Raw genomic sequence first — 22,365 nt, 5'->3', positions numbered from 1 at the left:
CTGAGTTTGAGGGGAAGGCAACATCATGACCCAATCCGGATACAAACAGTTCTGCCCGTTATCGATGGCTGCCGAGGTGCTGTGCACCCGCTGGACCATGGTTCTGCTTCGCGAATTGGTGGCGGGCTCGACCCGTTTCAACCATCTGCGCCGCGGCGTCCCCAAAATGTCGCCGACCCTTCTGTCGCAAAGGCTCAAGGAGCTCGAACTGGCCGGGATCGTCGAGCGCAAGGAGGTGCGCGGCGAGAAAGGCATCTTCGAATACCGGATGACCGAGGCAGGCAGGGATTTGCGGTCCGTCGTCGAGGCGATGGGCTTTTGGGGGCAGAAATGGGTCGAGTCGCGGCTGTCGCTGAAGAACCTCGATCCGTCGCTGCTGATGTGGGACATGCGGCGCAATCTCAACGCGTCGCCGCTGCCCGACGGGCGCACGGTGATACAATTTCTGTATCAGGAGCTCCCCGCCTCCAAACGGTCGTGGTGGCTGATCGTCGAGAAGCACGGCGAGGTCGACCTCTGCTGGTACGACCCGGGCTTCGATGTCGATCTCTACGTCTCGACCGACCTGCACACCATGACCGAAATCTGGATGGGGCTGATCACCGTCGAGAAGGCAGGGGCGAAAGTCATCTTGACAGGAGACCAGGATATCGCCCGTAAAATGCAGACCTGGCTGGGCCTGAGCCCGTTCGCGGTCGAACCCAAACGAGCGGCCTAGCTGCCTCTTGGCGAAACGATCCGAAGCGGTTATGTGTCGGGCGCGATGGTCCCGTAGCTCAGTAGGATAGAGCGGCAGATTCCTAATCTGTAGGTCACAGGTTCGATTCCTGTCGGGATCACCATGTTTTTCAAGTACTTAGCGAACCGCCGCCGTACTTTTTTTGCAGGATTTTTGCGAAATAAGTACGGCGAATTTCGCAGACCTTCAGACTTTGGGCACACATATTCCAAGGGCGAAGCGGCCCAAAACCGCTGCGAAGCGCGGCGCTACGATGCCTAAATCGAGGTATGTAATCGTTGTTCCCAATCAACTTGCCCGTTTTTCGACGCACCGAGACGACGGACGGCAGCCGCTACCGACCGTCAGCGTCGACGTCTCCTTGGCGGCGCCGAAAGGTCTCGCTACTTCGTCGTCCAATCGAGACCGCGGCGAGTAAGAATGCGAACATCGGCATCATCGATCACGAGGTCGAACTCGTGTGTCCATCCGTCCCCTTGGGGCGGATTGTCCACCAAAGTTCGCATCATAGGGGGAATGGACGCGCCCGGTCTGGCGGCTAGAGGAACGGAACGCTATCATTTTATTATATTAGTAATGACGCATGAAATGGCCTACTATTCGCTTTACCCGGCAGCGCCACTGGCAGCCGGTAGGCCCGGCGGCCCGCAGGTAACCCCGATCGGCTGTCGGCCTGTCCCCATGAAAGTTACGCGCGGTGGCGACCAACGTGAGACGAGATCGAACCAACAACCCCGCAACCGGCATCAAGGGCAAGCGCCACGGGCCGCCGGCCAACGACGAAGCAGGATATTTCGAGTTCTGCCCCGTTTGTGGCCAGACGTTCGACAAGCGAAACCTTGGCGAGGTGCTGCATCACTGTCTCCCCGACCATGAGCCGTTGAACTCGATGAATAGGTGACCAGCGTTCGAACAGATGGTTTCGCTCATCCAAGATCGTGATCGGTCCCAACCAGACGATCTCAAAAGTGATTGCGGATGTGGTCGTTAAAGTAGCGGGCTTGGCGAAGGCCGCTTTGAACCCGGCAAAGGTCTCCGGTGGTACCCGGAACCATTGCACATTGGGCGGAATTGGCTGAAAGTGATCGAACCACAGGACGGGGGTGTCGGACGGCCACGCATCCAGGCGGCCGAGGCGCGGATCGATCGGCGGAAACAGGGGGAGAAATGCACCCTTGGACGAAGGCTGAGCTTGCGGAGATCACTGGAGGCATATGGGAAGGCGACCTGCCGGAAGGCTGGACGACCGACTGCATAGCCTTCTACGACGCACTGATCGGCCCCGGCGCGCTCGTCATCCCGCGCGTTGGCACCTACCGTTACGGCGTACACCCCAGGAAGATCAGGCGCTTCAGGCGACAGGGGCTCGCGCTCCTCGCGGACCGAGAGTACCGGCCCAACTTCGAAGACTTGCCGTTGCTCCGGGTGGCTTCGGTCCGCGTCGCCATGAAGTATCTCGCCGAGCGAGCGCGGTCTGCTTACGGCGGACGCCTGATCGCGGTTGGCGGCAGCGTCGGCAAGACGAGCACCACGGCGATGATCAACGTCATTCTCACCGCAGCTGGTTATCCACCTTTTCCGGGCGAAAACTTCAATACCGTCTCCGGCGTGCTCGGCCTGATCGCCAACCTTCCTGATGGCATCCACGCTATCGAGGTGTCGATTGGCTTTTTTCGGCGGCTCCTTGAGGTATCTGCGCTCAAGCCGCATGTCGCTCTTATCACGACGATCGGCGACGCCCATCTCGAAGAGTACGGCTCGCGGGAGGCCATCGCCAAGTTGAAAGCCCGCCTGTACGATGTCGCTGAGGGCGGCACATCGATCGTCCCCCGGGATTCCGAGCATTTCGAATATCTCCGAGCCCGCGCGCTGTCGTTCGGGGCGAAGGTCGTGTCCTTCGGTGAACATGCTAAGGCCGACTACCGGCTCGTGGACTATTCGCACGAAGATCAACTGGTGCGTGCGGTCCTGAAGGGCCGGGATTTCGCCTACAAGCTAGGTAATCCAGGGCGGCACATGGCAGTCAACAGCCTCAGCGCGCTGGCGGCTGTCGATTCGCTCGGCCTTGATCTGGGAGCTGCGACCAACGCGCTCGGGGAGGTGCAGGCCATCCACGGACGTGGCGAAGTCATACGCATCGTCCTCGCGTCCGGCGAGGTCCATGTCGTCGATGAGGCCTACAACGCGAATCCGACATCGGTGGCCGCCGTGCTGGCGGCACTCGCTGAGGGGAAGCGCGCAAGTGGGGGCCGAAAGCTTGCCCTTCTTGGCGACATGCGGGAACTCGGGCCACGATCGGCCGAATTTCACGCCGGTCTGGCGGAACCCGTTCTCGCGGCCGATCTGGATATGGTGATGACGGTTGGGACGCAGATGACATATCTCCGTCGTGCCCTGCCGGAGTACCTCCTCGGCCCACACTTCGCGACAGCAGACGATGTGTTGCCCGAGCTCGCCACTATCCTGCGCGCGAAGGACCGCCTTCTTGTGAAAGCTTCGAATGCCATGGGTCTGCATGAAGTTGTAACTCGCTTGCGCCGGCAATTTGGACGCTAGTCCGCCGCGATATAGCATCGGTGTTTGAGATCGAGAGTGCCCGAAACGTTGAGATTCGTCGAATTTCGCTTTTTTTGGACCAAAGCAGAAAAATTGACCGGAGATCAGCTCCGCCCATGACTGGTTCCACTACCAAACAGTCTCAGGCACTTGGCGGAAAATTGTTTGCCGCCTGATTCGATCTGTGCTGCCCCCGGGTGACCAGGGTAGCGCCGGCTGGACGCCGCCAACCGAAGTGCTGCGCACAGTCATGCCCGCTCGGTCATTTCGGCCATGCATATAACGGCAGTCGCCGGGAATGGTTGGTTGGTCCGAGCCCAATGCAGCAACAACAAAGATATAGCCCTGTGCCGAGCACTGACATCAGTATTGCTTCAGCGAAGGAGCACTATTCCTAAGTCTCCAAGGCCTTTCGGCGGAGTCGCACCATACCAGTCCAGGGCCACACTCGAGTTGCCACTATAGAAAAATTGCCACGCAACAATCCAACCTGAGTTGGCAGTCGACTTCAGGTCTGTTGTCCCTCTCATCCGAAAACGATGATGGGGCAGGTAGATAGCCCCTTCAATTAAGTAGTTTTTGTTTCCGGACAATGAGACCGTCGGCACAGAGGGCGTAACTGTGCGTGACCCGAAGATAGCGATGCCAGCGTAAATGCCGCTCGTGGGAGCCGAAATCCTTACGCCACCTTTGCCTGCTGACTGAATAATGCTTGACTCGGAGTCAACGAATATCGTGACTTCGTCGCCCGAGAGATTCACATGGCTGCCGATGCTCACTGTTGCGTTCTGAAAATAGTGAACTCCGGGAGAAAGAACGACATTTCCATCGAGATCGATGTTTCCACAGAACACCCGGCCGGCCGGAATGGTAACATCGGTCAGCATCTGATCACTGTAGTCGCAGCCGTTCGGTGGAACGGGCTGCGGTAGATCGACAAGGGGGTCTGCAAGTTCGGGTTGGTTGGTTTTCGGGATGATGGTGTAACCGCCGCCTTGGTAATTGCCCACTATAGAGATTTTTCTGGCGACAATCTTTCCGGTTCCAACGTGCCTCAGTGCCCTTGGACTGGAGGAATTCACTTGGATACCGCAGTTTGGCACCGAAAGCCCCCCGGAACCCATTACCGTCAGCGCTCCATTTGAGGCAGGATCGAGGACATAGAAGCAATAATCCGGCGCGGCTTTTCGGGCCGTTGCCGCCGCGTGAAGGTTAATGCTCCGAATTCCAGCAAGACTCATGAAAGCGGTTGGCATTCCAGCTGAGATTTCAACCGCCGCCTCTCGCGTCCCAGCAGAAGGAGTGGTGATGCTCACCCCAACGACAGCGCCGGTCACGAAGGAGCCATTGGCCAGCGCCCAATTCTTCGCGGCCTGGACGGCTGCTTCGTTTCCTCCATCGCTCTCGACGGCAACAAGAGCCGCCGAATCGGCTATCTCTTGCAGCTTGGATCTCCAGGAAGCGGCGTTGGTAAAGTCAATGCTAAGGCCGAGGGCCAAGCCCAGTGGCACCACCATTAAGGCCATCGCGACGGCAAAGTTCCCCCGTTTTTCGGGCGGCAGATCTTTCAGTCTCCGCATCCAGAAGCCCTCTCTTAAGAGCAACTTAGACCGAAGATGGTTTAGAATTTACTAAATTAGAACAACAAAACGCAGCGGCAATTCACGCTCGGCAAAAAGGCGATGCAAGCTGTCTCGCTGCTCATTGAGCTGAGTGAAACGCGGCAGACCTTGAAGTCAGCGATGTGCTAATTCTTTACTTAAGGCCGAAGACTTGCTGAGCCTGGTCAGACTGCAACAAGTCGCGTGCCGAATGTCCGACACCCGGCAAAATCACGAGACGCCAATTGAAAGGCCACCCGTTAGCGGTCGCGACAGCTTGCGCCAGCTCAAAAGTGAACTGCCCCCGATCCAAACGCGTCTCTCCTTGGCGCATAGCAGCTGCGCTTTCGTTTAGATCGACATCGCCAGTGTCGTCTTCTCCAAGATAGATCGTTAGAGGCAAAGCCAGATAGGCCTTCAACTCCTGAGAGGCTTGATCCGGCGTATAGACGCAACCCGAGGAGAGACATCCCAGCCCGTAGGCTGCCGCCTCTGCTAGGGAGGGCAATACGTAGGTCGACGGATTGGCTACGACCACTCTCTTGGCATCCGACAAGGCAAATGCTGCAACACGCGACATGAATTGACCTCCCGCCGAGTGCCCAAAAAGGTAATACTGGGCAGTCGGCAGCCCCTCTCGGGCCCTCGCCCAGTTTACCAAGCCCTTCACGTACCAGACAGTCCACCTGTCCCGAGGTTGAATTGTGCCCGAGTTGACAATGCCTCCCCGCTGATAGCTCCAGCCTGGGAACCTTTCCAGGTCGAAAAGCGGCGCCATAACGATCAGGCAATTTCGATCCGCAAGAGGCTGCGCGTAGTCTCGGTAGGATTCGGCCGTTCGGCTTAGTCCATGGAACACGAACAGGATCGATGGATTGGAACAGTTCTTCGGATGATAGGTGTATACTGTCAACTTTATGCCGTTAATAGTTGCTGAGGTCGTACCTTTGCCGACCTTCCAGGCAAGTACTTGGCCTGAATACGTCAGACTACAGCTTAAGACGACTGCCCCTAACAGACGGATTAGAAATCGCACCTGTCGCTCCCATGGACGATCCCGCAGGGATGACATATCCCATTAGCGGCAGCTAAACAAATCAAAACCGGCTGAGCAGTAAAGAGTTCGTTTCTCCACGTCTGGTCCTCGCAATGTTCGCAAGCGACGCCTCCGCGGCACCTCCTGCGTGACAGGGTATCGGCTCCTTGTTTTGTCGGCACGTATCGCTCGCGCCGCCATTGCGATCGAGGAACCCAGTGCAAATCCGCGTACGGCATACGCATGAGCTTCGGAGCCTCACGCCAGTGCAGGGATGGCCAATCTAAGGCATCTGTCTTGAACGGCTACGACAACATCGGCGAGTCCAGGCGACAACGCCAGCAACCGATCGATTGTCGCGCGACCGGCTGCTCCTCCCATTATCTTTGGTTGGTAGTCGAGGCGCGGATCTCTGTTTTGAACGTAAACTGGATAAATATCTAAACAGATCTGCTTCGCACCAAAGTGGAAGCAAGGCAGAATGGACTCCCCTTTGCTGTTTCCGGACCCAAATGCAAAATTGCCGACACTGTATAATATCGGCCGACCATTATAAATCTCGATCGGCTGAAGGATGTGGGGATGATGGCCGATGACTGCGTCCGCACCCAGGTCGATAAATAGCCGTGCTTTCATGCGGTCTTGCTCGGTAGGTTGGCGCTGGTATGGCAAACCCCAATGTACCATCACGGCGATCCGATCAACCAGTGGACGAAGTTGGGCCAGATCACGCTCGACGAATTCGGGCACATCTTGTGCTGAGCCTGGAAGTTCGCCACGAGCCGCTGTTCGACGGTTCCAGTAATATCCGAGAAGTCCGATGCGGATATCTGCGCCATCAAAAATCGCGGGGTGGTAAGCAGTGCTCTGGTTCCTACCGCCACCGTACGGTTGGATATACTGTCGCTCTAACGTGGCTAGCGTCTCAACCACGCCACCCCGACCGCAGTCTTGAATGTGGTTATTCGCGACAGTCATGGCAGCGAAGCCTGCACGACGTAAGACAGAGGCTGACTTGGGGTCGACTTTGTATGAGTAGTTCCGAGTGGTACCTGCTTTCTCAGAAATGGTGGAGAACGGCCCCTCAAGGTTTCCCGTTATCAAAGCGCAGCGTCTAAAGATCGGCCTGACCCAGGCGAAGGCATAGTCTGGGCCAAACCTGCGGATACGATGACGCATCCGCATCCCGGTCATCACATCTCCGACCGCCGCCAAATGGTACGGAGCGCTGGTGGACGAAGAGAGGAACTGTTCAAGTTGGTCCGGGTCGATGAGATCGATGTCATCCGGAATTATGACCTCTGAAAACTTCTCGCGAATTTTTACAACATGGCGCCGGACTTCTTCCGATTCACCGAGGCGGTAGAGGGGTGGCTGAACGGAGGGTGCCAACAATGTCTCAACCGCTGAAGAACTAAAGCCGATCCCACGCTTCTCAAAAACGCTTCGGATCAGCGTTTCGTAACGGCTGCTGAATCTCATTCGGTCTGCATGAAGCAAACACGAGGCAAAGTTCTCCGGAAGTGACCTGAGGGCACGCGTTCGAATTCCGGAAGGAGCATACGGGCTATCAGAAAGTCGTCCCAGCGCCAAAAGGGCAGCTACAACTAACGAAATGCAAGTAAGTTCGTCTCCCGGAAAAGCCTTGTGTAGGTCCCACATTGTCGCCGCTATGACTTGCGCGACCAGCGCCTCCGGCGGTGGCATCTCGGCATCGTCCATACGCGAATCATTGGCAAGAGTATCCGATGGTACGAACTCGGCATCATGACGGAGGTGCCAACACCATACGTAGGGAGTCGACAGCATCGCGGCCGCAAAGTATGCGCTCAAGGCGTACTCAAGGGGACCAGGCCTACTGAAACTGGCGCGCGGTGCATGCAGCCTGTCAGCTTGGATGTCAGCGGTATGGCGCACCACGTGAAACCCGAATGCCTGATATATGAAACTGGCATTGTGCGAGGGGTCGCACAGATAAGCACCGCCTGAAATTCGTGGAAGCCACCCTTCCGCTGTGACTGCACGCCCCGGGCCGAACAGCAATTCCCCACAGAGGGGGATCGAAAAATCATCGAGATTTTCGATTTTTGCTGGATATCGGTATTTGGTCCCTTTGACCGGCACCAACCTAAGCAGATCCCCGTTAACTCCCCCTTGTTTCGGCTGGTGCGCATTAACGATCGCTCTGACCTTCGGCAACGGGCCCTCGCCGAGTGAACGCAGTACTTCGTTCACTCGATGAGCTATCAAGGAGACGTGGTAGTAGACGTTGACCTGGCCGAAGCGTGCCGCGGCCTCACAACCTTCCTGTTCACCAAGAATTCCGCCGCCGAAAGGCTTGAAAACATAGTTACCGTGCTTGTCGGGCAGTGCTTCGCCCATCTCACCCGTGGGCCAGTGAACATCCGTGGCTGGATGACTGATTACGTCCACGTACCGCCCACGCAGCCCTTGCCTCCCCGTGTTTTGGCAAAGATAAGGCAGTTCGACCTCGGTTGAATGCACCCGGCCGCCAGTAAAATCTGAATCGCAACGCTCCCAGACGTAAACAGATCCAGTCGCCATCTTTTTCCCCAAAGCTACTGCTTCTTCTGCGAACGCTGAGACGCAAGAATTCACAAGTCTTGCGCTCCGCAATCCTGCGAACCTTTCGCCGACGGTTGCTGAAATTGATCGAAAGGACATGCCGTCGGTTGCCCTGAGGCCAACTCTCTACAGGGCGTGGAGATTGTCCTTCAACATGCTCTGAGGCCGCATTTTCGCTCCATGGTGGGAAGCTGGATCCGAGTCTGCAGCCCAGCTTCCGGCAGCGTTTTGGCCTCACTTCGCCTGCCCCTGAAGGGGGCTACACAAATCAATCTCCTGACGAGGCACATCTATCCGATGCTTGCGACCGGCTTTTTCTTCTCTCCGCTTATTCGAGCTGCCTTACTGAGGCCGCCTGCTGAACCGTTATTCTCACCCGATCCAGCGAGCTCTTGCCGAGCACTCTCCAATGCCTTCGCCGCAGATCCCTCCTTAATCACCTTAAGTTCTTCCGTGACCGTATTTGATTTTATGAGACGCCACTTGTCGAGGGAGGCGGCGCGCACGAAGCCGTAAGCCGATGGCATACGGACCATCAGCCAGCCTAGCTTCAACAATTCCTCCGTGAAGCCTCTCACGAACGCCGCCCCACCGACACGCCGTCCAGTCAGGCGCCTGAATGTCTTGTACGACATTCTTGCACGGGTTCGCGGCTGTCCCGCTTTGTTTGTGGTGCGTTTCAAAGTCAAAGCAACGAGTGTCGCCGCATCACTTAGCGAAACACTCGGTGTTGCAATCGGCGAAACAGTGTTCATAACCTTACTCTCCTTAGCTTGAGCAGAATCGATAAACTCATCACTGCTATCGAACGTCGTTCGTCTCGGGCCGAACTGAAGGAAACGGGGCCACTTCATCGAACCAGCCATCCTTTTTTGCCAAATACGACATTGCCATTGCGTGCATGGCAGACCTTATTTGCTGTGGCCGCGACTGAGACATAGATGCGAGGGGTTCCGCGGCTAGCTCACCAGATCTCGACAAAAGCGCCATTTTGGCACCCGATCCGTCAGTGCTCCATCTCAAAGTTAGAACCAAACCACCACTCTGTAGGTGCCGACGTAGGTCGGTATCAGTATCAGGCTCGGAACTGACCAATATTAGTCGTGTGGTCGGCAAGGTCGACAGCGCACGGCGGGGCCATTCATCTTCGCTGTTGACAATGAAATAGCCCTGGTTTCCGCACTGCAACACTCGCTGAGCGAGATCTTCGAGAACTGTACCATTGTCTGCATCCGTTCGAGTCATCGAGACCGCACGGCAAGCACCCAGACAAAGACCGCTCGCCCAAAGTCTGTCCGGAGAGGCCGCATAAACCAGGGCTTCCAGGAACGGGTCTCTGGCCAGCATTTGCGGGGTTGTCCGCCGCCCAAATTCCTGGGGTACAGTGTTGATGTAAGCGCCTCTTTTCGACAAGAGACCAACTCTTCGCCCTTCCGCCTGGAACCGATGATCGATTGCTGTCGCCACCGCACCAGTGTGTCGATCGCCGATGACGAGTACGGTGGCAATTTCCGAAGAGCCCGGCTCATTGTACATATTGGCCAAGATTATCTCACTCACATCTCTCGAGGTCCCCGCTCGCGGCCAAAGATGAAACTCGATCCCCGGCCGTGCATTTACCTCGATGACAGTACACCCGACCTCTTTGTATGATCTTGCAATATCGGGCATGATGAGATCTATCCCGGCAATGTTAAGGCCGATGACTCTCACGATGCGCTCGCACAGTTGCCTGTTATCTGGATGAACGGAGTTTGTAACATCGACCGGGACGCCTCCACGGGCGAGGTGGCCGGTAGGTCGGAGAACCAAAGGCTGCCCGGAAATTGGGACGGACTCCAGCGTAAGACGACGCAAGGCTAGGTGCCGTAGCAGCTCATCGTCAATCTCTACAGGAGAAAGACGTCTCCCGTCTCTGTCGGGTTCTCGGTTCAAATCATGAATCAGGTCAACTATCGTTTTTTCACCGTCGCCAACGACTTGGGGGGGGCAACACATGACCGCCGCCACGAGATGATAGTCAACGACTGTCGCTCGAAATTCCGGGCCGGCTATGAACTGCTCAACCAAGACGCCAAATCGCTCTGACTGAGTGACGTCGTGCGCTATATCGAATGCAGCCTCAACTGCACGGCGTCCCCGCAGTTTAACCGAGACTCCCCGCCCCTGATTTCCCTGAACCGGTTTGACCACGACGGTCTTACCCAGCTGTTTGGCGGCAGCGACGGCCTCAGGTTTGGTGCGAACGGTAATCTGACGGGGTACTGGGATCCCCGCTTGCGCCAAAAGTCTGTTGCCCAGCCTTTTGTCCAAGGCCACCTTCGCCGACGCAAACGATGTAGAACCCGATATCGTCGAGAACAGCTGCTTCTGGTGCTTGCCTTGGCCAAGGCGAAGGTGGTTACGGGCAATGAATTCGAATGGGATGTGATTTCTCTTAGCTGCAGCTACAAGCACAGCGGTCGAATTTGAAAGACGTCGTCTCTTCGCCCTTTCCAGGTTTAGCTCCCGAGTCTGAGCGTATTTCGCTGCCCCGTCCTCGCCTCGCGCCGCCTCACCTATCGCTTCAACGACAGCCGAAGCAGCCGCGCGCGACATCTGCGGGTCATCCGACTCCCAAACGATTGCAAGATGGCTTTCGGACGGATCGCCTATTAGCGACGCCGTCGGCGAAAACGAATAGAAATTCATCGCGCGGCGAAGCTCAAGATCAGCGGACAGGATTGCGTCGGCAATGTAGCGAGGGACCAAAGCGTTTTGTGCACAACCGGGAAACATTTCGGACAGCGCTGAGCGAGCCAGCGCAGTAAAATCGAAGATGCAAGAAACCGCTAGCCGCCCGATATTCAGGGTTAATTTGACCACCGTGTTCGTGCTATGCACATTAAGTCCCGATAGCACCTTAAAACTGACAATCTCAATTTGTCCCAGCTCTTCAGATAGGCTGACCATAACCCCACTTTTGACCCCGGATGTTCACGCTCCGCCTGCTTTTCGACCGTCTCCCACAATACAGACTTCCTGACCACGCTTCCGCTGCAGCCACTTCAAATGCATCTCGAAACGGGCACCGCATCGATGGGCATGAGCGGCTTCGGCAAGACCCGATGTGAACGGGCGAAGATGTGGCGCATTCCACCACATTTAAGCACGCTTTATATCTGATCCCCCGCGTTCAGTCGGCCTAAACGCTACGGCCGCAGCATCCGGAAGTCGCGTTCTTATTCTCTTGAAAGACCAGTGGATTTCCCGCCGGCCTGATCCGGACAATGCAGTTGGATGGTATGTGGCCTCGCGGGGAGATGTCGTCATGCATTCGAATGGCAGAGATCCAGACATTATAGTGTTAATAGCCGTTAAAAGTCGTCAGCTTGGGTATGTATTTTAGGCATCTAATACTAGTTATCTAATCATATTGGTTATTGGATAATCGATTGCAAACGGAGAGGAGTATAGAAAGGAGCTTAATCTTATACCATCGAACAGAAAAGACTTCTAAATGCCATCCAAATGTAAGTTGGGGGGTTCATGTCCGTTTCAAGAATTAAGCGCGGGCGCCTGAAGGGAGCTAAACGAGCATTCGCCACCCGCCGGGTCGCCGCATCTCACATGCGCACACTCGTCACCGGACCTATACAGCCCGTCGCTGGCGATCTTGTTTTGGCGCGTGTTGATGAACTCGGCAATCACAGCAGACTGGAGCTCATCTGCGGGCGAAAGGCGATCATGTTTCGCGGAGATGAGATAATCCTCTGTTATGGAAACAGGTACGCTCCTGACCAGTTCGAGGCTGTCATAGGCCCTGATCTGGGGCCGTGCGACTTGGTAGCGGGGGGCGGCATCGCGGCATGTGAGCTTTCCAGGCATGCTCGCATGCTGGCGCCAACCAAGATCACCCCTCTCGGCCTGATTGGCGACAAATTCGGTCGCCGGCTAAACGTGTGGGATTACAAGGTCAGCTCCGACGATTTGCCCCCTTCCCTGCCGATTGTTCTGTCGCTTGGGACGTCAATGAACGCCGGCAAGACATTGACGGCAACGTCATTGGTCCGAGGGTTCAAAAAGGCGGGACTGAAGGTCGCGGCACTGAAAATTACAGGAACTGGCTCGGGTGGCGACACTTGGATTGTGCGGGATGCCGGAGCCGACATCGTTCTTGATTTCACAGATGCCGGATTTGCAACGACGTATTTAGCCCCGGTAGAGTTGATTGAGAAGGGCGCGTTCCGCCTACTGAACCATGCCGCTGAAAATGGATGTGACGTCGCTGTTATTGAGATTGCCGATGGGCTGCAGCAGAAGGAAACTTCCGAGCTAATTCTGGCTGAATCTTTTCGGAGCATGGCTCTTGGCGCGATTTTCGCTTCCTACGACGCGATGGGAGCAAAGTATGGAGTTGATACCCTCCGCGCTGCTGGCCACAAGGTACTTGCAATTAGTGGCAGGATCGGCCGATCGCCGCTCGGTGTGAGGGAGGCTGAAGAAGCCACTGGCCTGCATGTCTATTCCCCATGGGAGCTCCAGGATGGGGCACTCAGCCCCGTTCTAAAGGCTCGCGCTTCTGAAAAACTGGCTAACGGACAGGCCAATAATCCATATCTACGGCGTATTGCTGATTCCCCAAATCCAATGACGGCACTCGACCAGGGTCGAGCCTACTCTTCCCAGCTGCGAATTGATTTTTTAGGGAAGCTCGCGCACGAACTGATTCTGGCAGAGTTGGGAGAAACACCTGGCCCCGGAAGGCCTGCCAGTGACAGCAGGGCGACATGGCCGAGTCCCTTTGGGAGCGTCTCGGTCACGTTGCCCGAGTTGCTATCGCAAAGCTCGAACCCCGCATTTATGTCGATCCAGGCGCCCGCTGAGTTGATTGAAGCGGCAGTGCTGGCAAAAACCCGTGGAGCCCTCAAGTCATCTCTGGGCAGCCTGGTCCAAGCCCTCGGCTGCCCTCCCCTGTCCGCCACCCAAATGTACAACCTCGTGAGCGGAGCTTGGTCGATGTTCGAGGCAGTTGATCACGATGAACGCCTTTGGGCAGCAAATCGGCTTCAGCCAAATGTTCTTGCGGGACCTGCTTTGAGCCCTCATGACGATTTGGATGGGATGATCATGAATTTCTCGGGAATTTTCAACGAGGACCCCGACCAGCATGCCCCGCTTGGACGGGCGTGAAAGACGGTGTCCTTGCTGAGAACACGAGGTAGGCGGCGGTACAGCGCCCCCCTCAGCGAAATGTGGCGAAGGTCGATACCTGGCCTTGCTGCGGTTGTGGGTTTTGGTGTCTGTATCAATGCGCTCCGATTTGCTGGGCCGCTTTATTTTATACAAATACTCGACCGGGTCATTTCCAGCCGGAGCGTGGAAACCCTCGTTATTCTGACCTTGGCCGCCTTGCTCGCTCTGGTAACTGGCGTCGTGCTGGAAGCCATTCGTCATCGTATGCTTTCCCGCTGGAGCGTTTGGATCGAGCACCACTTGACCAGCCAGTCCGTGAAAGCCGGATTGACGGCAGGCGTCCCCAATCCGCCGCTTCTGACCAGCATCGAGAAAGTCTCCAGCTTTGTTGAGCGAGGGCTAGCTGCTTGGCTGGACGTGGTCTGGGCTCCCGTTTTCCTGTTATGTGTATACTTGATCCATCCTGTTCTCGGCCTGATCGCGTTGGCAGGCATGGCTTTGCTGACAGGCATGGGCCTGCTCAAAGAAAAGATCACACAAGAGCCCCGCCAAGCTGAACGTGAAGCTGCCAAGCAGGCGAAAGAGGTATTGATCTCAGCGGAAAGGCACAAAGACGTAGTCGGCGCCTTCGCAATGGCCGACGCGATCGCCGGTCGCTGGGGTAGGAACAGAGTAGATGGCTTTTTGCAGCGGGAGCGGCTTAATGCCAGAGGATCGAGCCTTGATGCAGCGATCCGGGCGCTGAACCGTTGCGTTTACATAGTTCTATTGGCATCGGGCATCTGGCTGTTCCTGAACGATTCGGCGTCCCTCGGAGGCGTATTTGCAGCCCGGCTCATTGCCAGATTTGCTTACAGAATGGTGGAAAAGGCAGTTCGGGAGCTCAGAAGCCTCAGGGAAGCGCGGGAGGGATACTCCAAGATCAAGGCGGAGCTTGCCAAACCGTTGGACGTAGAGCCGTCTCTGCTTCCTGGAACGCCGCAAGGCTCGTTAGTTCTCGATCAAGTTACATTCAGGCATGCTGGATCGCGAGCAGACGTATTTAGGAAACTGTCGCTTTCTCTGGCTCCTGGGGAATTGCTGCTGGTCATAGGACGTGCAGCCACCGGCAAGACGACGCTTTCTCGTCTTCTCATTGGTTTGCTCAAGCCCCGCACCGGCCAGATCCGCTTGGGAGACATGGACATAACCAGGCTTCCGGATAATGTTAGAGTTGGAGGCATCGGCTATTTACCTCAGCACGTTGAACTTTTCGAGGGAACCGTCGCGGAAAATATCGCGCGGTTTCAACAAAGTTCTATCGACGACGTGGTTTCCGCAGCAAAAATAGCTGGGATACACGAAGTTATCATTCGTCTGGGCCAGGGTTATGACACTTTGCTTAACGACTCGGTCGGCCTGTCCGGGAGTGAACGGAAGCGAGTAGCCCTTGCCCGCGCGCTCTTTCGCGCGCCGAGACTTATTGTCTTGGACGAGCCATTCGCCAATTTGGACGCTGCCTCGAAGAAGACCCTCGAGTCGGCGGTTAGGCTTATGAAGGATGCGGGAAGCTCGGTAATTGTCACCATATCCGGACAGACCAACCGTCTTGCCGGATTAGTTGATAGGTCGCTGATCCTAGGAAGTCGATCGCCTGAGCTCACCGAAGGTTCGGTTCCTCCCGTTCGCTTCGGGAAAACTGAATTGCGGAGCGTTAAATGATAGCTTCGCTCGCCCGTGACACCGAACGCTCCGGCACCCAGCAAGCCGAGGATCCGCCGCCGTTTGGTAGGCGTTTAGTGATCTCTGGTTTCGCGATTGTCGCTGCCTTCTCGACCCTGACCGGCATGTGGCTTGTCGCGGCACCTATCCAGGGTGCGGTCTTGGCCACCGGGGTGGTGAATGTCGCGTCAAACGTAAAGACAGTTCAGCACCTCGAAGGCGGCATCATATCAGAGATATTGGCTCAAGAAGGAGATCGCGTGTCGCCAGGCCAGGTGTTGATACGATTGCAAAACACCGCTTCGGCGGCTGCTGCAAATGAAATCAAGGCGCAGTGGTACGAGGCGAAGGCTACGGAAGCGCGCTTGGTCGCGGAAAGAGATGGAAAGGACTCGATCGAAATTCCGCCTGAATTGAAAGCGTCCGGCAAATTGGCAGCGGATGCTGTTTCCGGGCAGGAGAGTGTCTTTCGGACACGTCAAAACCTCTTCAGAGAGCAGCTCTCCCTGCTGCAGCAAGCAACCGGAAGCATGGCGAAGGAGATAGAGGGTTTTGAAGGGCAAGTGGTAGCGGCTACCCGGAAGCTCGAGCTGATCGAGGAGCAATTAGGTGATGTGCGCAGCCTGTACGAAAGGAAGTTGGTAGTCAGGACGCGCCTTGTAGATTTGGAAAGAGAAAAGGCGGACGTGGGAGGTGCCCTAAGCGGGTATGTAGCGTCGATCGGCGCGACCCAGCAAAAGATGGAGGAGACGAAATTCAAGATTGCCGAACTTAGCGCCTCGACGACGGCCGATATCGTCGAGACACTAGGAGAAACCCGCGCCAAAATTTACGAATACGAGCAGCGAATGGCCGCTGCTGATGACGTGGCGACGCGTACCGAGATACGTGCTCCTATCGGAGGCACCATAGTGGGACTTAAGGTCCACACGAATGGAGGGGTCGTAACGGCGGGAGAGCCGCTGATGGACATCGTCCCTCAGGAGGATAGCTTCGTTGTTGTGGCAAACGTTGACCCCCTCGACGTCGATCAGGTGAAAGTGGGGCTGCACGCGACGGTGTGGCTTAGCGCTGTGAACAGACGTTACCAGCAACCGATGACCGGTGACGTTCGCACTCTTTCAGCTGACCGGCTAATTGACCCTCGGACCGGTCAGGCTTTTTATTCAGTCCGAATTGTTCTGAGGCCGGAGTCTTTGAAGCCTGGAGCATTGCAAGCTGGAATGGGCACACAGGTCATGATCGAAACTGGAGCGAGGTCAGCATGGGAGTATCTCAGCGCGCCGGTCTATGCCGCTATGGGACGTGCTCTTCGTGAATAAAGAGAACGAGCAATAGACAAAGACTTTTACGCTCCCGTTCAAGTATAATTTGGGGCGAGTATCGAGTATTATGTCTTCTTCCAGTCGCGGCCACCAGTCGACGCGTCGCCGCCGCTCGGCCCTGTCGACGCCGCGCATGCGCAGGCCGAACTCGACATTCTCGCGCACGGTGAGGAATGGAAACAGCGCCAAGCTCTGCCAGGCCATCGGCGTGTCCCGCTGCCAGGTGACGGCTTTCGTCGATCGGCACGGCCATTGAACACCATAGTGTCTGGATCGCTGCCGTTCGAATGCACGACGACATCGCCCCCGACAGCCACATATCATCCAACTGAAATAAGAGTGGAAACCATGGCCAGCAACGCCAAACTCGCTGAATCAGCTGGCGAAACGCCGAAGCTTAACATGAAACCGATCGAGGAGATTGACAGCAAGCAAATCTCCACGGCAATCCGACAAAATCGGCCGTTTGTTGTTCGAGGCTGGGTTGCAGCCTCCGACGGTTGGGGATTGGATGACCCCAAATGGGCGCGGCATACCGGGCAGGTTACGGTGGTTCCAGGGGACGAGACCACGGTTTCCACTGCATCCTATGTCTTACGCAAGAGCGGGATGACACACGAAATGACCTTCCGTGAGTTGTTCGAGCGGATCCTAGGCCAGGGGGAATGGCAACCACTGATCGATGCAAACGAGCGCTACTACATGTTTGGCGGGAAAGTCCCGAGCAGTCTTCTGGAGGCATTGCCTTGGCCAAGCGACCTGGAGTTCGTTGGCTCGTCTCCCTATGTTGCTTCCGAAGGGGTTGCCGCCAAGGCGCATTATGATCATTGGTACGCATTCCTGGTGCAGCTACACGGGACAAAAGCCGTAAAAATGTTCCCCCCTTGGGATTATAGTTTCATCTATCCGCAGCATGAAAAGACGGCCGACAAGCCCAGGCGGGCGCTTGTGGATTTGAATAATCCCGATTTTGACCAGTTCCCGTTGTTGAATCAACTGCATGGAGAGATTGCCGTACTGAATGCAGGTGACGTTTTGTATATGCCGGTCGATTGGTGGCATGAGGTTGAAACCGAGGGATTCTCCGTCAGCATCAACCGGCGTTTGAGACGGAGTGCGCTGGACTGGGCCGGCGCTCTGCTTGTATTCGGCTATCAGGTCCTGCAAGGCGCATACCGTTACGGCATCGAACCGATTCCCAGCCACGAAATTAAGACTCTGGCCAAGCATGCCTATGTTGAGTGGAAGAGCGACACCGGCAAAACGGAATATGATCAATGGTGCGCATTCCTGGCGCAGTTGGGGCGGGACCAAGCAAAGGCGTTGCGGATCCCCGAAGATCTCGGAGTCCTCATGGCGCGGTGTTTTCAGACCGAGCAAGACCTAACGAAGGCAGAGTTTGAGGCGCTCTCGCATCCCGCGGCTGGACTACCTGTTCGGCATTGACCTGCATCCCGGATTTCTGACCGTTCTGAGCTGGAATTTTCCACTGAGTTGAAGTTTTCGGAGGTGCAGATCGCCTTCATCCTGCGACAAGCTGAGGAGGGGACGGCGGTTACGTGACGGTTTGGCTGAGCGCTGTGAGCAAACGTTACCAGCAACCGATGAGCGGTGACATTCGCACTCTTTCAGCTGACCGACTAATGACCCTCGGGCCGGTCAAGCTTCTATTCAGTTCGAATTGTTCTGAGACCGGAGTCTTTGAAAGCAGCGCCTGTAGCATTGCAAGCTGGGATGAGCACACAGGTCATGATCGAAACTGGAGCGAGGTCAGCATGGGAGTATCGCGCCGGTCTCTGCCGCCATGGGGCGTGCTCTTCGTGAATGACCAGAGGACGCGGCGGAGGACGCGGCACCACACGAAACACCACCGGATGGGCAAATCAAGACTAGCCTCTGGAGACGCGTAGACATCACCAACGTCCTGTTTGCGTCGACTGAGCTCGGGTCATTGCAGCTGCGGGAGGCATGCTACCATGCTCAAGTGCTACCATGTTGACCGGACCCGCCGCGAAGTGCTGAACTCCATCGCGCTCTCAGCTCAAGCTGCGATAGTCCTGAAGATCCCATCCGCAGGAGCTCCTCAAGCGGTGTTTGAAAAGAACCCGCAGGGCTCTTTCCCCCCTGCCTCCCTCACAAAGCTAGTGACCACCATCACAGCGCTCAATGTGGCATCTCGGTGCGAACGTTCCTTGAACACCATGATGGAGATGATCGTAGAGGACAAAGCAAAGGGGTCGGGCAAAAACATTAACGTGGGTGATCGCTTTTCCTTTCAGGATGCGATCGCAAACATGATGCTGCCGTCCTCCAACGTCACGGCCAACGTCGTGGCACGGACTTTCGGCCAGCTTCTGATTGATATCGAGGAAAACGAGGCAAGCTCTGTTCCTCGTTTCGTTCAGGAGATGAACGCGACGGCCGCCAGTCTCGGAATGACCAATTCGACTTTCGTTAATCCGCATGGGCTCTATGCCCCGGCACAGATCACAACCTGTGCGGACATAGCGAAGCTCCTGGTGGATGCGATCGAGCGCCCAGCGATTTCGAGTGTGTGGGGCCGCGCCACCTACAACATGACGATCATAGGGCCGAATGCTAGAACCCAACAAATCACGTCGTCTGTAAAAATGATTGAAGGCGACGATGTTCTGGGTGGCAAGACTGGAACGCTCCGGCCCAAGACCTATAACCTTACCATCTATTCGCAGACGACCTCGGGGGCGAAATTAGCCTCGGTCATACTCTGCTCTCCTTCGGATGATGCCCGCTATGCGGATATGCGGCTTCTCTTGAGCGCTTTGGATGAGGTGTGATGTGACGAGAAATCGAGCATGATAGGGGATGCTCAGCCCACCCGAGCTGCGGCGAGTGGCCGTCATGACGAAACTACTAGCAGGTTGTTGAAAATCTGTTTCGTTCCCTGAACGTCTCGCATTCATGTCCTGGTCCTCTCGATGGGCCAGAACGAACTTCAAACCGCATTAGATCAGAGGGGCAAGGTCAACCTGGCCAATGTTTCGGCTTGAGAAGCAGGGACGGAAGCCGCACCGAGCTTCGTATAAGCCGAAGGAACGCCGCGTTGACTAGCCGATAACCCACTAAAACCGTGGATTTATTGAAACCGCACGAGCATATTGCGGGTCGGGCGCGCAGTGATTGAAAATCATCGCGCCGCGCTATGTTATTTGCAAGCTGCGCGCCAGTTCCTTTCGCTCTCGTTAGCGGCCTTGGCAATTCAGCCACAACCGATGCGGAAAGGGGCAGCTCTGGTCCCGCAAGAAAGGGGCATCCGTTGTGTCATTGAATTTTACGTTTTGAGACCGGCGGCGGGCCCAGGTCCGCTTGCCGAACAGGGAGGAAGACAATGGACGGAGAATCGCATTCCCAATCAAGGCGAAGATTTCTGAAGACGAGTGGACTTGTCACTGGGCTAACGGCGACGGCGCTTACCGCTCCCTGGGTTCGAAAGGCCGGAGCCGCTGACACGATCATCTGGAAGATTCAAACCTCGTGGCCGGCGGGTGTCGGACTTGAAACTTTCCAGAGCTGGTGTGGGACCATCAAGGAAAAGACCGGAGGCCAACTCGAATTTCAGCCGTTCAAGGCAAAGGACATCGTTGGTGACTTCGAACTCCTCGACGGGGTGAAGAACGGCGTTCTGGAAGCGATGAACTCGTTTTCACTTTACTGGGCCGGTAAGCTTCCCGCTGCGGCGTTCCTCTCCTCTTACACGATGGGGCTACGCTATCCGCACGAATGGGACATCTTTTTCTATTCGAAAGGTGGTCTGCAGGCCGCGCGCGACCTTTATGCGAAACAAGGTCTTTACTACGTCAACCGCATTCACCACGGCCCGAACATCATCCACTCAAAGACACCGATCCGCTCGATCGAGGATTTCAGGGATCTGAAGCTGCGCGTACCGGGCGGCATGATCGCCGAGACATTCGCGAAAGCGGGCGCCAAGACGACGCTGCTGCCGGGGGGCGAGGTATTCTCCGCACTGGAGAAAGGCACGATCGATGCGGCCGACTACACTGGGCCGGCGGTCAACTGGGCGCTCGGGTTCCAGCAGGTGACCAAGTACATTTCCATGGGCCCAGCCGGTCTGATGTCCGTATACCAGCCCGTCGATCTGATGGACTTTGCCGTCAACATGAATGTCTGGAACCAACTCCCGGACAACCTCAAGAAGTTCGTGGAAGACGAAATCCAAGTCTATTCCAATGTCCATTTCGGGGCCATCCAGAAGGCCGACATGGAGGCCTGGCAGAAATTCCTGGATGCCGGCATTGAAATCAATCGGCTTGGACCGGAGGACCTCCAGAAGTTCCAGGAAATCGCGGTGCCAATCTGGTTCGAGTGGGCCAACAAGGATAAGGACGCGGCGCGCATCTTCAAACTGCAGCTTGAGGTGATGGAGAACCCGACCGTCGGTTACGTGACGCCGGACATGTATCAGGGATTGTCGATCAACCTCTGAGGCTCTCCGCGCCCGTCCTGTCCGGGCGGGCGCACTCTCCTGCAAGAGGCAGTCGCCGATGCCCTCACTCACATTTGTGCTGCCGCACTGGCTATACTGGTCAAGCCTCGTGCTTTTCCCGCTCGTTGCGGTCTTCCTTGTCCATCGCGAGCGGGCACAGCGCGATGCCGGCCGTCCAAATCTCTTTCTTGCTTACCTGTTCCTGGTCACTGCAGGCTTCCTCGGCATGCACCGGTTTTATCTGAAGAGCAGGTGGGGATTCATTTTTATCCCGCTGTTCATTGCAGTGCTTTGGACGAGCGCCCAGGTACGCGACGGACGTGAGGCAGTGTCGCTCGCGCGATCCCAGAGCGAACACGCCGAAAGGCTGTTGCCGCGTGCCAAGGCAGATGTCGCAGCCAGCAAAGAAGGCGCTGCCGATCGCCTGGCGAAAGCTGAGGCAGACGCCACGGTGGCGCGCGATAATCTGAGCGCCGCCGCCCATGGGCTCGAGCGCGCCAACAGCATCGGCCGAATTGCCGGACTTCTGCTTGGTCTCGCTCTCGCAGGCGACGCCCTTCTAATACCCGGTCTTGTGCGGCGCGCCCGCACCCGTGAGATCGAGCGCGCCGCGGCCGACCATCCGCTCGTAGTCGATGTGCCAGCCACGCCCGTCAAGCAACCGCTCGCGTTGTTCCAGCCGGTCGACTGGCTGGTACGCGTGACGGGCGAGTTCGTCGCGTATTGGTCGGTTCTCGCAGTGGTGGCGTACTACTACGAAGTGGTGGCCCGTTTTGTTTTCAACTCACCGACCAACTGGGTACATGAAAGCATGTTTCTTATGTTCGGCATCCAGTACATGCTGGCAGGCGCCTATGCCTACCGTGACGAAACGCATGTCAGGGTAGACATCGTCTACAGCCATCTCTCCGAACGCGGTCGTGCTGTCTGCGACATCATCACCTCGGCCTTCTTCTTCTTGTTCACCGGCACCATGCTGGTCACAGGATGGCGATTTGCGAGCGATGCCACGGCGGTTGGCGAACGCTCATTCACCGAATGGGGCATCCAATACTGGCCGGTAAAGCTCGCGATCCCCGTCGGGGCAGCGCTCCTGTTGCTTCAGGGTCTATCCCGGCTGATGCGAGACATCGCCACTGCATTTGGAAGGGTCGGCTGAG

General features: G+C 56.5%; 15 protein-coding genes and 1 tRNA gene. 11 read left to right on the top strand and 5 right to left on the bottom strand.

The genetic code is table 11. The features are described from left to right. Positions 1 to 25 precede the first annotated feature (25 nt). The 3 genes from NKI97_RS00205 (at position 26) to NKI97_RS00195 (ending at position 3,295) form a co-directional block, all read left to right on the top strand. Positions 26 to 718 carry a winged helix-turn-helix transcriptional regulator gene (locus tag NKI97_RS00205; RefSeq protein ID WP_352832042.1) on the top strand — a complete coding sequence of 231 codons (693 nt, stop codon included), beginning with the start codon at positions 26 to 28 and terminating at the stop codon, positions 716 to 718. Positions 719 to 765: 47 nt separating this feature from the next. Beyond that, positions 766 to 842 (top strand) — tRNA-Arg (locus NKI97_RS00200). A gap of 1,064 nt (positions 843 to 1,906) precedes the next feature. Beyond that, positions 1,907 to 3,295 (top strand): UDP-N-acetylmuramoyl-tripeptide--D-alanyl-D-alanine ligase, encoded by a 1,389-nt coding sequence (locus tag NKI97_RS00195; RefSeq protein ID WP_352451188.1) that lies wholly within the window; start codon positions 1,907 to 1,909, stop codon positions 3,293 to 3,295. 374 nt (positions 3,296 to 3,669) lie between these two features. Here NKI97_RS00195 and NKI97_RS00190 read toward each other — a convergent pair whose 3' ends face one another. The 5 genes from NKI97_RS00190 to NKI97_RS00170 form a co-directional block, all read right to left on the bottom strand. Next, a complete protein-coding gene (locus NKI97_RS00190) occupies positions 3,670 to 4,875 on the bottom strand; it encodes a TadE/TadG family type IV pilus assembly protein (RefSeq protein ID WP_352574895.1) in 1,206 nt (401 codons plus the stop codon). 175 nt (positions 4,876 to 5,050) lie between these two features. Then, a complete protein-coding gene (locus tag NKI97_RS00185; protein ID WP_352451186.1) occupies positions 5,051 to 5,476 on the bottom strand; it encodes a hypothetical protein in 426 nt (141 codons plus the stop codon). A gap of 714 nt (positions 5,477 to 6,190) precedes the next feature. Continuing rightward, positions 6,191 to 8,497 (bottom strand): CapA family protein, encoded by a 2,307-nt coding sequence (locus NKI97_RS00180; protein ID WP_352745327.1) that lies wholly within the window; start codon positions 8,495 to 8,497, stop codon positions 6,191 to 6,193. Between the two features lie 311 nt (positions 8,498 to 8,808). Continuing rightward, complete coding sequence (locus NKI97_RS00175; RefSeq protein WP_352745324.1) at positions 8,809 to 9,273, bottom strand: hypothetical protein; 465 nt, start codon at positions 9,271 to 9,273, stop codon at positions 8,809 to 8,811. Positions 9,274 to 9,319: 46 nt separating this feature from the next. Beyond that, entirely contained in the window at positions 9,320 to 11,470 is a 2,151-nt protein-coding gene (locus NKI97_RS00170) for an ATP-grasp domain-containing protein (RefSeq protein ID WP_352745321.1), read from the bottom strand. Positions 11,471 to 12,046: 576 nt separating this feature from the next. Between NKI97_RS00170 and NKI97_RS00165 the strand changes: the two genes are divergently transcribed. From NKI97_RS00165 to NKI97_RS00130, 8 genes are all read left to right on the top strand, one after another. Further along, on the top strand, positions 12,047 to 13,690 hold the full coding sequence (locus tag NKI97_RS00165) for a hypothetical protein (RefSeq protein ID WP_352745318.1): 1,644 nt from the start codon (positions 12,047 to 12,049) through the stop codon (positions 13,688 to 13,690). 96 nt (positions 13,691 to 13,786) lie between these two features. Then, positions 13,787 to 15,394 (top strand): ATP-binding cassette domain-containing protein, encoded by a 1,608-nt coding sequence (locus tag NKI97_RS00160; RefSeq protein ID WP_352832037.1) that lies wholly within the window; start codon positions 13,787 to 13,789, stop codon positions 15,392 to 15,394. Further along, entirely contained in the window at positions 15,391 to 16,716 is a 1,326-nt protein-coding gene (locus tag NKI97_RS00155; protein ID WP_352451180.1) for an HlyD family type I secretion periplasmic adaptor subunit, read from the top strand. Before NKI97_RS00160 ends, NKI97_RS00155 begins: the two co-directional genes overlap by 4 nt. Positions 16,717 to 16,786: 70 nt before the next feature. Continuing rightward, positions 16,787 to 16,975: a hypothetical protein gene (locus NKI97_RS00150; protein WP_352832035.1), complete on the top strand. Its 189-nt coding sequence runs from the start codon at positions 16,787 to 16,789 to the stop codon at positions 16,973 to 16,975. A 92-nt stretch (positions 16,976 to 17,067) separates the two neighbouring features. Next, a complete protein-coding gene (locus NKI97_RS00145; RefSeq protein ID WP_352451178.1) occupies positions 17,068 to 18,165 on the top strand; it encodes a cupin-like domain-containing protein in 1,098 nt (365 codons plus the stop codon). A 530-nt stretch (positions 18,166 to 18,695) separates the two neighbouring features. Continuing rightward, the gene (locus tag NKI97_RS00140; protein WP_352745311.1) at positions 18,696 to 19,535 is read left to right on the top strand and encodes a D-alanyl-D-alanine carboxypeptidase family protein; all 840 of its coding nucleotides are present in this window, start codon (positions 18,696 to 18,698) and stop codon (positions 19,533 to 19,535) included. 551 nt (positions 19,536 to 20,086) lie between these two features. Further along, positions 20,087 to 21,205 carry a TRAP transporter substrate-binding protein DctP gene (gene dctP, locus NKI97_RS00135; protein ID WP_352451176.1) on the top strand — a complete coding sequence of 373 codons (1,119 nt, stop codon included), beginning with the start codon at positions 20,087 to 20,089 and terminating at the stop codon, positions 21,203 to 21,205. A gap of 109 nt (positions 21,206 to 21,314) precedes the next feature. After that, the gene (locus NKI97_RS00130; RefSeq protein WP_352745305.1) at positions 21,315 to 22,364 is read left to right on the top strand and encodes a TRAP transporter small permease subunit; all 1,050 of its coding nucleotides are present in this window, start codon (positions 21,315 to 21,317) and stop codon (positions 22,362 to 22,364) included. The last annotated feature ends 1 nt before the right edge of the window (position 22,365 follow it).

It is taken from the genome of Mesorhizobium sp. M0296 (assembly GCF_040321675.1).
GTDB lineage: Bacteria > Pseudomonadota > Alphaproteobacteria > Rhizobiales > Rhizobiaceae > Mesorhizobium.
Note: the sequence above shows the minus strand (reverse complement) of the source record. Positions and strands in the feature narration are given on the sequence as shown.